The following is a 16,391-nucleotide window of genomic DNA, read 5'->3' on the forward strand; positions in this document are numbered from 1 at the left end:
GCCCAGCGCGGCTCAACAGTGTGAGGCAGTCACGATCGGATAACTGCCAGGTAACGGTGGTGTTGGTTGGTGGGTGTGGTGTCGGGGGTTTTGTGGGGGTGTTGGTTGTGGTTGGTGACTGTGGGTGGGGGTTGGGGTTGTGGTGTTGTACAGGTGTTGGGGTGGGGGTGGTGTGGGGGGTGTGTAGATCCTTGGTTGTGCGCTGTTTGTGCTGGGTGGGGTGGGTGTGGGTCGTAGGGTTGGTGGGTCGTTGTCGGTGGCCGTGGCCGGTGTGGTGGGAGGGTTGTCATGTCGTCGTTTGTGGTGGTGTCTCCGCAGGTGGTGTTGGCGGCGGCGGCGGATTTGTCGGTGTTGGGGTCGACGATCAGCCAGGCGAGTGCGGCGGCGGCAAGCGCGACGACAGCGGTGGCCAGTGCGGGACATGATGAGGTGTCGGCGGCGATCGCGGGGTTGTTTTCTGAGCATGGGCGCCAGTATCAGGTGTTGGCGGGGCGGGTGGCGGGGTTTCATGAGCAGTTCAGCGCGGTGTTGGCCGCCAGCGCGGGGGGGTATGCGGGCGCGGAGGCTTCCGCGGCGCAAGGCCTGCTGGATGCGGTGAACGCCTCGAGTGTGGCGGTGACGGGGCGGGCGTTGGTCGGCAACGGCGCCAACGGGGCCAGTGGTGGGGTGGGTCAGGCCGGTGGTGATGGCGGCTGGTTGTTCGGTAGCGGCGGCAATGGGGGTAGTAGCAGTGATGCGGGCACACCCGGGGGTGCGGGCGGGTCGGCGGGGTTGATCGGTAACGGCGGCAATGGTGGGACCGGGGGGGCCGGCGGGGTTGGGGGGGCCGGGGGGCGCGGTGGCTGGGTGTGGGGTTCGGGTGGGACCGGTGGGGCCGGGGGCAGCGTGACCACGAGCGGGGGTAGTGGGGGTGCGGGTGGGGCCGGTGGGTATGCCCCGTTGTGGGGTCATGGCGGTGCGGGTGGGGCTGGCGGGGCCGGGGGTAACGGGTTTGGTGGGGCCGGTGGGGCCGGTGGGCGCGGCGGGGTGGTGTATGGCTCGGGTGGCGCCGGTGGGGCCGGCGGGGCCGGGGATGCCACCAGCGGTGGTGGTGGGGCCGGTGGGGCCGGTGGAGCGGCCCCGTTGTGGGGTGGTGGTGGTGATGGGGGCGCCGGTGGGGTGGGTGGCGGGGATGGGGGGCACGGCGGTGCCGGGGGCCGGCTGGTGGGTGGTGGGGGCGCCGGCGGCGACGGTGGGGTGATCGGTGGGGCCGGGGCTTCCGGGGGTGGCGGTGGTGATGGTGGCGGGGCGGGAGTGTTGGGGGCTGGGGGGGCCGGTGGGGCCGGGGGCGCCAATAGCGGCGGTGTCGGCGGTGTTGGTGGGGGTGGTGGTGAGGGTGGGCGTGGTGGCTGGCTGTACGGCAATGGTGGGGTCGGTGGTGGTGGCGGGGGTGCGGATCTGGTCACCGGGGCCGGCGGGGCCGGCGGGGCCGGTGGGGCCGCGGTGGTGTGGGGGGCCGGCGGGGTCGGCGGGGCCGGTGGTGGTGGGGGGGGGATCGGCGGCGCTGGGGGGCGCGGCGGGCTGGTGTATGGGCCGGGCGGGGCCGGCGGTGGCGGTGGGGACGCCGGGGGTGCGGGGGCCTCCGGCGGTGCGGGTGGCGGTGGTGGGGGTGCGGGGTTGATCGGGTCCGGTGGGGCCGGTGGGGCCGGGGGGTCTGACCTGGACGGGGCCGGCGGGGCCGGCGGGCAGGGCGGGCAGGGCGGGTTGCTGTACGGCCCGGGTGGGGCCGGCGGCGCTGGCGGCGCCGGTGGCGCGGGCGGGGCCTCCGGTGGGGCCGGTGGTCGTGGTGGGGCCGCGGGGTTGATCGGGGCCGGGGGGGCCGGCGGGGCCGGGGGGGCTGATCTGGGCGGGGCCGGCGGTGCCGGCGGCCGCGGCGGGCACGGCGGCTGGCTGTACGGCAATGGCGGGGCCGGCGGGACCGGCGGTGTCGGCGATACGGGCAGCGGCAGCGGGGGTAGTGGTGGGGCCGGTGGGGGTGGTGGGGACGCCGGAGTGTTCGGTGATGGCGGTAACGGTGGCCGCGGCGGCGCCGGCGCCGCCGGCGGGGGCGGCGGCGCCGGGGGGGCCGGCGCGGTCTTGATCGGCGATGGCGGGGCCGGGGGGGCCGGGGGGGCCGGTAACGGCATCGATGGTGCCGGCGGGGCCGGCGGCGCCGGCGGTAACACCACCCTGATCGGGTCCGGGGGGGCCGGTGGTGGGGGCGGCGGCTACGGCGGTGACGGCGGCCGCGGCGGCGATGCGGGACTGTTGATCGGTAACGGCGGTGCCGGCGGTGTCGGGGCGGCCGGCTACGACGGGACCACCGGGACCGCCGGCGGGGTCGGTGGGGACGGCGCTGATGGGGGTGATGGCGGGGCCGGCGGGGCCGCGGGGTTGATCGGGCTCGGCGGCCATGGCGGGGCCGGCGGCACCGGCGGGATCGGCGGGGCCGGCGGTGACGCTACGACCGCGGGTGGGGTCGGTGGGGACGGCGGCACCGGCGGTACCGGCGGGGCCGGGGGTGCCGGGGGCAAAGCGGTGATCGGGATCGCCGGTAACGGCGGCACCGCCGGCAACGGCGGCACCGGCGGGGCTGGTGGGGCCGGTGGGGCCGGTGCCAGCAGCGACGGCGGTGACGGCGGTAACGGCGGCACCGGCGGTGTCGCCGGGGCTGGGGGGGCGGCCGGGGCCGGCTGGGGCGCCCACACCGGCACCACCGGTGTCGGCGGCACCGGCGGGGCCGGTGGTAACGGCGGGACCGGGGATAACGGCGCGGCCGGCGCGGCCGCGGCCACCGGCGGTGACGGCTACGCGGGTGGGGCCGGCGGTGCTGGCGGGGCGGGTGGGGCGGCCGGGGCCGGCGGCACCAACGGCAACGGCGGCACCGGCGGCAACGGCGCCACCGGCGGGGTCGGCGGTGACGGCGGTGACGGCGTCAACAGCAACGGCGGAAACGGCGGTAACGGCGGGGTTGGCGGGGCCGCCGGTAACGGTGGGGCGGCCGGCACCGGCACCGGCAGCGCCGGTGTCGCCGGCAACGCCGGTGTCGGCGGCCAAGGCGGTAACGGTGGTGATGGCGGGACCGGGGATAACGGCGCGGCCGGCGCGGCCGCGGCCACCGGCGGTGACGGCTACAACGGCGGCAACGGCGGCCAAGGCGGTGCGGGCGGGGCCGCCGGGGCCGGCGGCACCAACGGCAACGGCGGCACCGGCGGTAACGGCGCCACCGGCGGTGTCGGCGGTGACGGCGGTGACGGCGTCAACAGCACCGGCGGAAACGGCGGCACCGGCGGGGCTGGCGGCAACGCGGGCAATGGTGGGGCGGCCGGCGCCGGCGTCGGTAGCGCGGGTGTCGCCGGCAACGCCGGTGTCGGCGGCACCGGTGGTGCTGGTGGTGATGGCGGGACCGGGGATAACGGCGCGGCCGGGGCCACCGCGACCGCCGGCGGTGACGGCTACGCGGGTGGGGCCGGCGGGGCTGGCGGGGCGGGTGGGGCGGCCGGGGCCGGCGGCACCAACGGCAACGGCGGCCAAGGCGGCAACGGCGCCACCGGCGGTGTCGGCGGTGACGGCGGCAACGGTGCCAACAGCGCCGGCGGCAACGGCGGCACCGGCGGGGTTGGCGGGGCCGCGGGTAATGGTGGGACGGCCGGCAGCGGTACCGGCAGCGCGGGTGTCGCCGGCAATGCCGGTGTCGGCGGCCAAGGCGGTAACGGTGGTGATGGCGGGACCGGGGATAACGGCGCGGCCGGGGCCACCGCGGCCGCCGGCGGTGACGGCTACGCGGGTGGGGCCGGCGGTAACGGCGGGGCGGGTGGTGCCGCCGGGGCCGGCGGCACCAACGGCAACGGCGGCCAAGGCGGTAACGGCGCCACCGCCGGCAACGGCGGCACCGGCGGCAACGGCAACAACAGCAACGGCGGTGACGGCGGTAACGGCGGGGTTGGTGGGGCCGCCGGTGATGGTGGGGCCGCCGGCAGCGGCGCCGGCAGCGCCGGTGTCGCCGGTAACGCCGGTGTCGGCGGCCACGGCGGTAACGGTGGTGATGGCGGGACCGGGGATAACGGCGCGGCCGGGGCCACCGCGGCCGCCGGCGGTGACGGCTACGCGGGTGGGGCCGGCGGGGCTGGCGGTGCGGGTGGTGCCGCCGGGGCCGGCGGCACCAACGGCAACGGCGGCACCGGCGGTAACGGCGCCACCGCCGGCAACGGCGGCACCGGCGGCAACGGCGCCAACAGCAACGGCGGCAACGGCGGGGCCGGCGGGGCCGGCGGGCTCGGCGGTAACGGTGGGGCCGCCGGCGCCGGCACCGGTAGCGCCGGTGTCGCCGGTAACGCCGGTGTCGGCGGTGACGGCGGGGCCGGTGGTAAGGGTGGGGTCGGTGATGACAACACCACCCTGGGTGCTGCGGGTTATGACGGCGGGGCCGGTGGGGCCGGCGGGGCCGGCGGCGCCGGCGGCAACAGCGCTGCTGGGGGCACCAACGGCAGCGGCGGCAACGGCGGGGCCGGCGGGGTCGGCGGTAACGCCGGTAACGCCGCCGACGGCGACACCACCGGCGCCGGCGCCGGCGGGGCTGGTGGTGCCGGCGGAACCGGCGGGGACGCCGGCGCGGCCGGAACCGGCGGAACCGGCGGCGCCGCCGGCACTGCTGGCGGCGGCGGCGCTGGTGGTGACGGCGGGGTCGGCGGCACCGGATACGCCGACAGCTACACCGGCGGTGCCGGTGGCGCCGGCGGGGCCGGCGGGCAAGGTGGGGCTGCCGGCGCCGGCGGCACCAACGGCGCCGGCGGGGCCGGTGGTAACGGCGGATCCGGCGGTGTCGGGGGTGCGGGCACCACCGGCGAGTTCGGCGGCTACGGCGGCCAAGGCGGTGACGGCGGCAACGGCGGAGACGCCGGGGCCGGCACCGGCAACGGCGCGGGCGGCGGTAACGCCGGCAACGGCGGGGCCGGTGGCCAGGGCGGTACCGCCGGCGCGGGCACCACCACCACCGCCGGCGGCACCGGCGGTAACGGCGGCGCGGGCGGCGCCGGCGGCACTGGGGGCGCCGCCTCCGGGGCCGGCACCGGCGGCGCCGGCGGCGCCGGCGGCACCGGCGGTCAGGGCGGTGACGGCGGTGACGGCAATGATGGCGCCACCGGCACCGGCGCCACCGGTGGGGCCGGTACCGGCGGCGGTGATGGCGGGGCCGGCGGTACCGGCGGGGCCGCCGGCGCCGGCGGGGCCGGCGGCCCTGGTGGCGGCAGCGTGGGCGTCAACGGCGGCGGCGGTACCGGCGGCAAGGGCGGTACCGGTGGCCAAGGCGGCGACGGCGGTGTCGGCGCTGATGGTGTGCTGGCCGGCTTTGACGGCGGCGCCGGCGGTGCTGGGGGTGCCGGCGGTCACGGTGGTGGCGGTGGGAGCGGTATCGGTGGTAGCGGCGGCGGCCACGGCGGCGCCGGTGGTAGCGGCGGTGCTGCGGGCAGCGGCGGCACCGGCGGCCAGGCCGGCGGCATCGGCGATGCCGGCGGTGCTGGCGGTCATGGTGGTACCGGTGGGGCCGGCGGTGTGGGTGGGGCCGGCACCGACGGGGGTGACGGCGGCGCCGGTGGTGACGCCGCCACCGGCGGCACCGGTGGTGACGGCGGCGCCGGTGCCGGCGCCTTCGCTGATGGCGGCAAGGGCGGCACCGGCGGCACCGGTGGTAGCGGCGGGGCCGGCGGCGCCGGCAACGGCGGCGGTAACGGCGGCACCGGCGGCGCCGGCAACAACGGCGGCAACGGCGGTACCGGCGGTACCGCCTCAGGCGGCACCGGCGGCGATGCCGGCACCGGCGGCAACGGCGGTAGCGGCGGCGACGGCGGTGATGCCTCCAGCGGCGCGGGCACCGGCGGCCACGGCGGCACCGCCGGCGACGGTGGTGACGGCGGGGCCGCCGGCACCGGCAACAGTGACGGCACCGGCGGTGCCGGCGGTGACGGCGGTGTCGGCGGCACCGGCGGTAATACCGCAGGCAGCGGCGACGGTGGGGCCGGCGGTACCGGCGGTAACGGCGGCGCCGGCACCGACGTCGGCAACGGCGCCGGTGGGGCCGGCGGGGCCGGCGGCACCGGCGGTAACACCTCAGGCAGCGGTAACGCCGGTGACGGCGGCGCCGGCGGCATAGGCGGCGCCGGCGGCAGCGGCCAACTCACCGGTGGTGGCGCCGGCAAGGGCGGCGATGGCGGGGCCGGCGGCACCGCCACCGGCGCCGGCAACGCCGGTGACGGCGGCACCGGCGGTAACGGCGGTGACGGCGGTGACGCCAACACCACCGGCGGCGCCGGCGGGACCGGAGGAACCGGCGGTGCCGGCGGCAGCGCCGCCGGCACCGGTCACGCCGGTGATGGCGGCGCCGGCGGCAGCGGCGGCGCCGGTGGCGGCTTTGTGACCAGCGCTGCCGGCAAGGGCGGCGATGGCGGCGCCGGCGGGACCGGCGGCACCTCGTCTGGCAGCGGTAACGCCGGTGACGGCGGGGCCGGCGGGCACGGCGGCACCGGCGCCGCCACCGCGGTGGCCAGCGACGGCGGCAACGGCGGGGCCGCCGGGGCCGGCGGCAACGCCACCGGCGGCGGCAACGCCGGCAACGGCGGCACCGGCGGCACCGGCGGGACCGGCGCCGACGGCGCCGGCGCGGGCGCCCACGGCGGTAACGGCGGCAACGGCGGGGCCGCCGGGGCCGCCGGCACCGCCACCAGCGGCGGCGCCAACGGTGCTGCGGGCACCGGCGGTAACGGCGGGGCCGGCGGCAACGCCACCGCAGGCATTAACGGCGGCAACGGCGGCAACGGCGGCAACGGCGGCAACGGGGGGGCCGGCAACGGCGGAACCGCCGGCAACGGCGGCAACGGCGGCAACGGCGCCAACGGCGGAGCGGGAGCCCACGGCGGCAACGGCGGCAACGGCGGAGCCGCCGGCACCGCCGGAACCGCCACCGGCGGCAACGGCGGCAACGGCGGCAACGGAGGCAACGGTGGCGCAGGCATCGATGGCACCGACGCCGCCAGCGGCACCGGCGACAACGGCACCGACGGCACCAACGGCGGCAACGGAGGCAACGGCGGCACCGGCGGTGATGGCAACGGCGGAACCGCCGGCAACGGCGGCAAAGGCGGCAACGGCGCCAACGGAGGAACCGGCGGCAACGGCGGCAGCGGCGCCGACGGCAGCAGCACCACCGGCGGCAACGGTGGTAACGGCAACCCCGGCGGCAACGGCGGCAACGGCGGCAACGGCGGCCTTGCCGGTGCCGGCGGAGCCGCCGGCACCGGCAACGGCGGCACCGCCGGCGCCAACGGCACCGCCGGCAACGGCGGCCAAGCCGGCAACGGCGCCAACGGCGGCAACGGCGGCCAAGGCGCAGACGGATTGTTCAGCGGCTGGAACGGCGGCAACGGCGGCAACGGCGGCACTGGTGGCCAAGGCGGCACCGGCGGGGCCGGCATCAACGGCACCGGAGGCGGCAAAGGCGGCGCCGGAGGAGGAGCCGGCAACGCCGGCAACGGTGGTACCGGCGGCGGCGGCGGCCTTGGAGCCGGTGGTACCGGTGGTGACGGCGGCGACGGCGGCCAAGGCGGCACCGGAGGCGAAGGTGGAGCGCACGGCGGCACCGGAGGCGAAGGCGGCGAGGGCGGCACCGCGGGCGACGGTGGTACCGGCGGCGCCGGCGGCACTGGGGCCGGTGGTACCGGTGGTGGTGGCGGCACCGGCGGCCAAGGCGGCACCGGAGGCAAAGGTGGAGCGGACGGCGGCACCGGCGGCAACGGCGGTAACGCGGGCGACGGCGGCGGTGGCGGCGCAGGCGGGGGAACCACCGTCGACGACGTCGCCGGCGGCGCCGGCGGCGCCGCTGGCGGCGGCGGGACCGGCGGAGCTGGTGGCACCGGCGGCGACGGCGGCGGCACCGGAGGCAACGGTGGCCAAGGCGGTGACGGCGGCCACGGAGGCAACGGCGACGATCCTCTTGAAGGCGGTGGCAACGGCGGCGGTGGCGGCACCGGGGGCAACGCCGGCGACGGGGGCACCGGCGGAGACGGCGGCACCGGAGGCGGAAGCGGCGGAACTGGCGGCGACGGCGGCGAGGGCGGCCACGGGGGTAACGGCGCCGATGGCGCCGACGCGTTATCCACAGAAACCATTGGTGGTACAGGTGCCGACGGCGGCTCCGGAGGCGGGGGCGGCGACGGCGGCACCGGTAACGGGACTGGCACCGGCGGCAGCGGCGGCTCCGGAGGCAGGGGCGGCGACGGCGGCACTTCCGGCGCGTCATTCGACGACGATCCTGCTGCCACCGGAGGCAACGGCGGCACCGGCGGTAACGGCGGTGCCGGCGGTGGCTCAGAAAGTGGCAACGCCGGCACCGGCGGCAACGGCGGAAACGGTGGAGCCGGCGGCACTGGCGGCGAGAACGACGAAGGTCAAGGCGGAAACGGCGGCGACGGCGGTATCGGCGGAGTCGGCGGCACCGGAGGTGATTCCTCCAACGGCGGCACCGGTGGCGCCGGCGGCACCGGCGGTGGCGGCGGTGACGGCGCTGGTGCCGGCGCTTCTTTACAGAGCGTAGGAGGCAGCGGCGGCGACGGCGGTAACGGCGGCGGCGGCGGTGACGGCGGTAACGGCGGCGGCGGCGGTGACGGCGGTTCCGGCGGCGGCGGCGGTGACGGCGGCCCCGGCGGCATCGGCGGCACCGGAGATGGCCCGGGCGGCAGCGACGGCACCACCGGTGCTGATGGGCAGCACGGTGCATCGTGATCGCGGGTAATCAGTGGGAGTTCACCCAGGCGTTGACCGCAAGCGCGTGAGGGTATGCGACCGCGGAGGCCGGCGCGCAGCAAAGCTTGTTGGATGCGCACAACGCCCCGAGTCAGGCGTTGGTGGGCGGGGTTGATCGGTCGGGCGGGGCCGGCCGGATAACGGCGCGGCCGCGGCCGCCGGCGCCACCGGCTACAACGGCGGTAACGGCGGCACCGCCGGCAACGGCGGCAACGGCAACAGCAGCAACGGCGGTGATGGTGGGGCCGGCGGCACCGGCGGGGCCGCGGGCAATGGTGGGGAGGCCGGCACCTGCACCGGCGCCGCGGGTGCCGCGGGTAACGCCGGTGTCGGCGGCCAAGGCGGGGTCGGCGGCAACGGCGGTACCGGGGATAACGGCGCGGCCAGGGCGACCGCGACCGCCGGCGGTGACGGCTACGCGGGTGGGGCCGACGGGGCTGGTGGGGCGGCCGGGGCCGGCGGCGTCAACGGTAACGGCGGTACCGGGGATAACGGTGCCGCCGGCGGGACTGGTGGTAACGGCGGCGCCGGCAACAACAGCAACGGTGGTGATGGTGGGGCCGGAGGTACTGGTGGGGCTGCCAGGGCTGGTGGGGTGGCCGTGGCCGGCGGCATCAACGGTGATGGTGGTCAGGGTGGTCACGGCGCCGCCGCCGGCACCGGCGGCGACGGCGGGGGCGGCCTGAGCGACTACGCAGTCGGCGGGGACGGCGGCGACGGCGGCGGCACCGGCGGCACCGGCGGAAACGGCGGTACCGGCGGCGACAACCGCGGCGGGACCGGCGCTAACCCGAAGTTGCTGTGGTGAAGTAGTGCGTATTCGGCGTTGAGCTGGGGATTTGTTGCTTTCTGGGGCCGGGGTGTCTGACTACGCGGCCAGGAGGGGGATGGTTGTGCCGATGAGGGTGAAGGCGCGGCGCTGATCATCGGTGGGGTCGGTGAGCATGGGGATTTCGGTGCCGGTGTCGGTGAAGAGGATTTGGTTGCGGGTGAGGGTGGCCAGGTGAGCCAGTAGGCCAGCGAAGCTGCGCAGTGGGTTGCCGGCGGCGTCGTGTTGGGTGGAGGCCTTGGCATGGGCGCTTGGGGAGCGTTGCGCTGGGGTGACCGGGTTGTCGCGTTGGGGTGGGTGTTCGTCGGTGAATGTCATTGGGGCCCAGGCTTTGCGCAGGTGCCAGATGAGGTAGCAGGCCAGCATGCAGATGAGCACGTGGGCGCGGACTCGGTCATCGAGGCGGTGGTGGATGGGCCGTAGGTCCAGGTCGTCGGCTTTGATGATGCGGAAGTCGCGTTCGATGTGGGCCAGGTTCTTGTAGCTGGTGATGACCCCGGCGGCGTCGAGTTGGTCGGTGGGCACGGGGGTGCGTAGCACGTAGATGCCGTCGAGGGCGGCTTCGGCGGCGATCTGGTCGTGGCGGCGTTCGACGGTCAGGCTGGTGTCGGTGATCTGGTAGTGGAAGTGCTTGCCCATCTTGTGTTTGTTGATCACTTTGCCGACCGCGACGCCGATCTTGTCGGCGCCGGCCAGCCGGCCGGCCGCAACGCGGGTGGTGATGGGTTCCAGCAGGTGCTCGGTGGCGGCGAGCAGGTCGTTGCGTTTGCGGGTGCGTTCGGCGGCCAGTAGTGGGTTGCGGCAGGCGATTAGTCGTTCGCCGGGAAAGTCGGGGTGGGTGATCTCGGCGAGGTCCTGGCTGTCGAACAGACTCATCTGCAGTGGCCCGTCGTCGGTGGCCAAGGTGGCCACCTGCGGGGCGCGTAGCGCGGTGATCCATCCGAAATCCGTTGCGGTGTTGGGATCGTCGTTGAGTTCGCGGAGCGCGGCGATGCGCGCCGAGGTGATCATGCCACGATCGCCCACCAGCGTTAGTCGGGTCAGCCCGAACCGGGTGCGGATGACCGCGACGATGTCGGTGAAGGCCGCCGGGTCGGCGGTATTGCCGGCAAACACTCGTGCGGCCACCGGCCGGCCCTGTGGGTCAGCGAGGATGCCGTATTCGATCTGCTCGCAGCCTTTCTTGCCGTCGCGGGAGTAGCCGCGCGCGGCCAGTTCGCAGCACCGCCCGGTCACCCAGGAGCTGGTCAGGTCGAATAGCGCCATTCGTGACGGATTCACATCTGGCCCAAGATGTTTAGCGGCGAGCTTGGCTTCGATGGTGTCTTGGCGGTCGAGCAGCCAGTCCATCGCGGCGTAGATTTCGTCGGTGCTGGCGTCGGCGACGTCGAGATCGGGTCCCAGGGTGACATCGGGCCACCAGGCGGCGGTGGCCAGCTTGGACGCCGGGCGTACCACCCGCGAGATGATCAACGCCAGCACCAAATCCCGTGCCCGGCATGCCGACCCCAGCAGGGCGGGAAAGCCCAGCTGGTGGGCCATCGCCATCACCGCAGCGACGTGTCCGTGCGGCAGCGATCGGGCGATGGTGAACTCGCTACCGGCCGACACGAGCTGCTGGCCCTTGAGGCCTGCGTCGATCCAGTCCACAACGTGCTCGGGCAGCGCCGATAGGTTGGACACCGTCTCGTTGCGCACCCGCTTGCCCTCGCGGTAGGTGCGCCGCAGATACGCCGAGAAGTACTCGCGGGGCTTGCCGTGCTTGTCCACGTGTTTCTTGCGAACTTTGACTACGTGAACCTTGCCACTTCCCCGCGACATGTCAAGCAGTTTAACGGCCCTATCGAGGTATTCCTAGCCGACACGCCCTATTATTCTGACTACATATTCCGGCCTGCATGAACGCTCTCCCCAGCTCAACAAAGCAATCGACCCGCTCAGCTCCCGCAACTTCGGGCTAACGGTGGCAACGGCGCCGACGGCGGCGACGGCGGCGCCGATCACCTCGGTGACATCGGCCCGGCGTGGTTGCAGGGCTGCCGGCAACAGGACATCGGTGGTTTCGCATCCGCCGCAGCGCACTCGCCGGGGCCGCACGTCGATAGCCGCCGCGCCGATGCTACGGACGTGCCGGCGGCGGCCGTATCCCCACCGCTGCAGGGCGTCGCTGCATCCGCGAAGGGGCAGACCAGCCGGTCCCATCACGGTGGCGCGCGACACATCCTCACCCACAGTGACGCGGCGATCGCCATACCGGGTGCCGTTCAACACGCCATCATGGCGGGGCCAATTCACGTTGACATTGCGAGGACGTGCCCCCCATCATGATCGTCTCGTGACTGGTGCCGGTCGGATACTCCAATTCTTGTTCACGGGGTTGCAGGAGCCGATGACGCCTGCCTGCGGTCCGGGGCTGGGCTGTTGTTGAAATCGATCCGCCGGCGCCGTCTGCACGCTAACAACGCAACCGTGAGTACTCAGCTCCAAAGCGCCGCGATCGGTGCAGCGGTGATTCGGTCTCCGAGTTCATACAGGTGTGTTCCGGTATGCAGTATGACCCCGGCGAGAAATCGGTCGTCGTATTCGTCACGAAGCCACCCGAGGTGTCTGGCATCGGTCCGCGTCGCAGTACCGGCCTTGACTTCGATACCGATAACGCGTCGACCACCAAGTTCAGCGACGATGTCGATCTCCCGCCTGCCTTGTTCCTGGCGGAGGTGATACAGGCGCGGACGAGTGTGGCAGGCGGGTACCTCCGCGCGCAGTTGAGCCAGCACGAACGTTTCCAGGACCCGACCCAGCAGGGCACCGTCGGCGAGGACGGCCGCAGTGTCGACACCGACAGCGCCGCTAAGCAGCGCGACATCGGTAAGGTGACGTTTCGGTCCGCGGACAAGCCGTTTTAGCCGGTTAGTCGTCCACGCCGGTAGCGCGTCAACAACCAGCAGGTTTCGCAGAAGCTGTTCGTAGGCGGCAGCTGTTCGCTTGTCGACACCGGCTGCGCCGGCGAGTGTCGTTTGTTCGACGAATCCGGCGGTGTTGAGTGCCACCGCCGCAAAGTATCGGCGCAGCCGATCGGGGTCGCGGCCGTGTTGCAGTTCCGCCGCGTCGCGCGTGATGAGCTGCTCGACGTAGCTCTCAAGCCAGTGGGCCCTGCTGCGTGCAGGCCGTAGCAACAACGGCTCCGGGTAGCCGCCCGCTAGGGCGAGGTCGAGATAACCGACCAAATCCGGCGGTCGTTGGGGATTAGGCGGAACACCCCCGTTAGCGAGTACATCCAAAAAAGCGGGCTTGTCAGGTCGGCCTTGCGACTCAGCCACGGTCAAGCCGTACATCGGCAGCGTCAGTACCCGCCCGGTCCCTGGCCAAGTCTCTGCGGTCAGCGTCGCACGGACCGAACCGGTGATCACGAACCTGCCCGGGCGCGGATCTCGGTCGACGGAGCGTTTCACCGCACCGAGCACCTCAGGCACCGCTTGCCACTCGTCGAGCAGAACCGGTTCGGGTTGTCGGGCCAGGACAGAATCAGCGTCCGCACGGTACGCCTCGGCGTCTGCCTTTCGGTCAAGGCGCACAACGCTTCGGGTATGGCGGGCCGCCGTGGTGGTCTTACCGGTAGCTCTCGGACCGGTAATCACCACGGCGGGGAAATCGGCCATGAGCCGCTCAAGCAGCCCGTCGACAAATCTCGCCTGATACATGATCCCCCCCCCCCCGTCATGAACGCACCGATCCCACAAGATCTAATGTGCCGTTTCCACTATCTAGAATGCACTGATTCCACGGCTAGAAACGTCCTGATTCCACAGTAGCGAATTATGCTGGTGTGGGCACCATCAACACGGCCCGTGACCGAAAGACCAACTGGCCCCATGCTCATGGCAAACCAGCGGTCCCATCACCCCGGGACCGGCGGCACCGCCACAGGCGGCGGAACCGGCGGAACCGGCGGGGAGGGTACCCTCGAAGAAATCCGGAAGCGGCGGCACCGGCGGCAAGGGCGGCACCGGCGGGGGCGGCGGCGGCGATGGCGGCACCGGTGGCACCGGTGGGACAGGCGGGAGCGGCGGTACCGGCACCAGCGGCGACGGTAGCGCTGGCAGCAGCGGCACCACGGGCGCAACCGGGCAGCATGGGTCGTGACGATTCACCTTCGAAGGGGTCGGTTGGCTAGCGATTACTGCGGTACCGTCGGCAAACCGTGTCCCCGACTCGCCCGGGGGTGCGTTGCTGTGACCCGTATGCTGCAGGCATGAAACGCCGGCTGGCGGGATCGGCGTCGTATCTGTGCGGGGGCACTGGGCCGACTCGCACTACACTGCTGCGCGGCAGCCAAGTGCCAAGTAGAGAGTGGGTGAGACGTAGTGGGTTTGCAGATCGACCCCGAGGTGCTCTGCGAGATGGCGGCGCAGCCGGGTACCTCGGCCGCGCCGGAACCACCACCGGCCGGAGATGTGACGGCACGGCGAGCGATCACCCGCCAGGTATTCGCAGAATTGGTACCAACCCTGCCGGCCATTGCTGGGGTGAAGGTGCGCCGCTACACCCTCGACACCGACGATGGGGCCGCGCTGACGTTGAGCTGGTTCTACGGGACACAAACAGCGTCTCCCGGCAGTGCGGTGCTCTACTTGCACGGCGGCGGGATGATTGTCGGATTACACGAATTTGGCGGCCTCTACGACTGGTTGGCCGCGCGCTACGTCGCCGAATCCACTGTGCCTATGCTGCTCGTCGACTATCGGATCGCCCCTGAATATCCACACCCGGTTCCGGTGGAGGATTGCTATGCCGCGCTTCAGTGGCTGGCAGCCCACGCCGATGAACTCGGTGTTGATCCAGCGCGGGTGGCCGTGATGGGAGACAGCGCCGGTGGTGGGCTTAGCGCCGCGGTGTGCCTGCTGGCACGAGACCGCGGCGGTCCCGCAATCGCGCTGCAGCTGTTGATCTACCCGATGCTCGATGACCGGACAACGCTGCCGGACCCAGAGCTAGCGCCGACGGCCATCTGGAGCTACGACGACAACATCACCGGCTGGCAAGCCTTGCTGGGTGAGCATGCCGGCAGCGAGAGCGTCAGCGCCTACGCCGCCGCAGCGCGCGCGGCCGATCTCTCCCTGCTGCCTCCCGCCTACATCGACGTGGGTGACCTCGACATCTTCCGCGACGAGGACCTCGCCTACGCGTGCCGCCTGGCTCGGGCCGGTGTCACAACCGAAGTACACGTGCATCCCGGGTGTCCACACGTATTCGACATTCTGGCTCCCAACACCGCGGTGTCGCGGCGCGTCATCGCCGATCGTGTCCGTCGCCTACGAGGTCTGTAACGGGCCTCGTTAGCGTTAGCGTCTGCGGCCTGCAGCCCAGCCGCCGGCCGTTGTCGGCCGTTGTCGGGCCAGATCGCCTCATCAACTGTGGAGCCGCAATGAACAGGTCGCCGAGCACGCCGTGGTGTTGGCCGTCTCTTGGGATGACGACCACTGGGTAGGCATTCGTCATTGAGGCTGCCGATGCGGCGGTCGGTGTGCTGGCGGGGTTGATCTGGTTCGTGTGCACCATCAGTGTGACGAGGAACTGATGGGTGCGCGGCACCCCGCTGAAGTCTTGGCTGGCTTGCGGGGTGCCGCGCTGTAGTGCTTGGAGGCACTGATGGTGACGGTAGAGGCTGATCCTGTCGACGTCGAGTCGCGGTTGGCAGTTGGTGGGATCGGATGCCCGACGTGCCGCGACGGTGTGTTGGGTGGGTGGGGGTATGCCCGTGCCCGCCAGATCGCGGGTATCGGTGATCCGTTGCGGCCGCGGCGTGGGCGTTGTCGATCCTGCGCGGTCACGCATGTGTTGTTGCCGGTGACGGTGTTGTTGCGTAGAGCTTATGCGGCGGAACGGATTTGGGCTGCGGTGACCGCCCGCGCCACGGGCGCTGGGCATCGCCGAATCGGCGCCAGCCTGCAGATGCCGGCGGCGACAGTACGGGGCTGGCTGCGCCGCGCAGGGTCACGGCTTGAAGCGCTTCGAGTCTGGTTCCTGAGGGTGGCGGTCGCGGCCGGGGTGGACGTGGCGATCCCGGACGCGACGGGCTGTGCGTGGCGTGACCTGGTGGCCGCGGTAACCGCGGCGACCGCGGCGCTGCGGTTCCGCTTCGGTGCGTCCGGGTTGGTCGACACGGTGACGCCGCAGCGGGTGGTGGTCGCGCTCAGCGCCGGTCGGCTACTCACGCCGGGATGGTCGCCACCACGAGCGCTGAGCGTGGGCAACACGAATCGCCCCTGACGCCGGCACCGGGTGATCGGTGATCCTCGCCAAGGCGCCGCCCGACGACGGTTCGGGCGGGCCTTCGAATGCAGAGGAGAACCACGACGTGTCGTTAGCCCGGATTTTTCGTGAAATGTTGTGAGTTTCGTGGTGTAGATACGCGAAAGTGCCTGTCCTGCAAGGGATAATTGGACTTCTCTAGGGTTCAAGTACTCTTACGGGAAGGCACTTCGCGAGTGAAGAATATCGCGGTCGCACCGCGGGTGAAAGTGTCCGCCGACGGCCATGGTGTCGTGTCGCATGCCGCGTGAGCTCGCCGACCGCACGGGCCTATCAGCGCAGGTCACCGCCGCGTTGGCCGACACCTACGGGGGCCCGTGGGTGTATGCGCCCGGGGAGGTATTCGCCGATCTTGCCGCGGCGGTCGCCGACGGCGCCGATTGCATCGACGGGGTCGGCCAATTATGCGGTGACCGTGGGCGTGTCATTCCATCTGTGT

General features: G+C 73.4%; 8 protein-coding genes and 1 pseudogene. 5 read left to right on the top strand and 4 right to left on the bottom strand.

The window, feature by feature from the left end:
- Nucleotides 1-288: 288 nt before the first annotated feature.
- Complete coding sequence (locus tag AADZ78_RS27460) at nt 289-8,790, top strand: PE family protein (protein WP_341343652.1); 8,502 nt, start codon at nt 289-291, stop codon at nt 8,788-8,790.
- Between the two features lie 112 nt (nt 8,791-8,902).
- On the opposite strand, the gene AADZ78_RS27465 is transcribed toward AADZ78_RS27460, so the two are convergent.
- Nucleotides 8,903-9,454, bottom strand: coding sequence for a hypothetical protein (locus AADZ78_RS27465; RefSeq protein ID WP_085250902.1), 552 nt, complete (start codon nt 9,452-9,454; stop codon nt 8,903-8,905).
- Between AADZ78_RS27465 and AADZ78_RS27470 the strand changes: the two genes are divergently transcribed.
- Entirely contained in the window at nt 9,407-9,619 is a 213-nt protein-coding gene (locus tag AADZ78_RS27470) for a hypothetical protein (protein WP_204903572.1), read from the top strand. The two genes, AADZ78_RS27465 and AADZ78_RS27470, sit on opposite strands and share 48 nt — an antisense overlap.
- A gap of 60 nt (nt 9,620-9,679) precedes the next feature.
- Here AADZ78_RS27470 and AADZ78_RS27475 read toward each other — a convergent pair whose 3' ends face one another.
- The 3 genes from AADZ78_RS27475 to AADZ78_RS27485 all read right to left on the bottom strand — a co-directional run bounded on the left by AADZ78_RS27475 (nt 9,680) and on the right by AADZ78_RS27485 (nt 13,341).
- The gene (locus tag AADZ78_RS27475) at nt 9,680-11,461 is read right to left on the bottom strand and encodes an IS1634 family transposase (protein WP_239656878.1); all 1,782 of its coding nucleotides are present in this window, start codon (nt 11,459-11,461) and stop codon (nt 9,680-9,682) included.
- A 33-nt stretch (nt 11,462-11,494) separates the two neighbouring features.
- Nucleotides 11,495-11,908, bottom strand: a complete 414-nt coding sequence (locus AADZ78_RS27480) for a hypothetical protein (protein WP_239656879.1) — start codon at nt 11,906-11,908, stop codon at nt 11,495-11,497.
- Nucleotides 11,909-12,117: 209 nt separating this feature from the next.
- Nucleotides 12,118-13,341 (bottom strand): ATP-binding protein, encoded by a 1,224-nt coding sequence (locus tag AADZ78_RS27485; RefSeq protein ID WP_085249488.1) that lies wholly within the window; start codon nt 13,339-13,341, stop codon nt 12,118-12,120.
- A 663-nt stretch (nt 13,342-14,004) separates the two neighbouring features.
- Between AADZ78_RS27485 and AADZ78_RS27490 the strand changes: the two genes are divergently transcribed.
- The 3 genes and pseudogenes from AADZ78_RS27490 to AADZ78_RS27500 form a co-directional block, all read left to right on the top strand.
- A complete protein-coding gene (locus tag AADZ78_RS27490) occupies nt 14,005-14,967 on the top strand; it encodes an alpha/beta hydrolase (RefSeq protein ID WP_239656880.1) in 963 nt (320 codons plus the stop codon).
- Nucleotides 14,968-15,289: 322 nt separating this feature from the next.
- Nucleotides 15,290-15,910 (top strand): hypothetical protein, encoded by a 621-nt coding sequence (locus tag AADZ78_RS27495; protein ID WP_085252296.1) that lies wholly within the window; start codon nt 15,290-15,292, stop codon nt 15,908-15,910.
- A gap of 218 nt (nt 15,911-16,128) precedes the next feature.
- Nucleotides 16,129-16,378: pseudogene (locus AADZ78_RS27500) on the top strand (IS1380 family transposase); the annotation flags it as partial.
- Between the last annotated feature and the right edge of the window lie 13 nt (nt 16,379-16,391).

Origin of the sequence: Mycobacterium riyadhense, from assembly GCF_963853645.1 — a bacterium.
In the GTDB taxonomy this organism is placed as follows: Bacteria; Actinomycetota; Actinomycetes; order Mycobacteriales; family Mycobacteriaceae; genus Mycobacterium; species Mycobacterium riyadhense.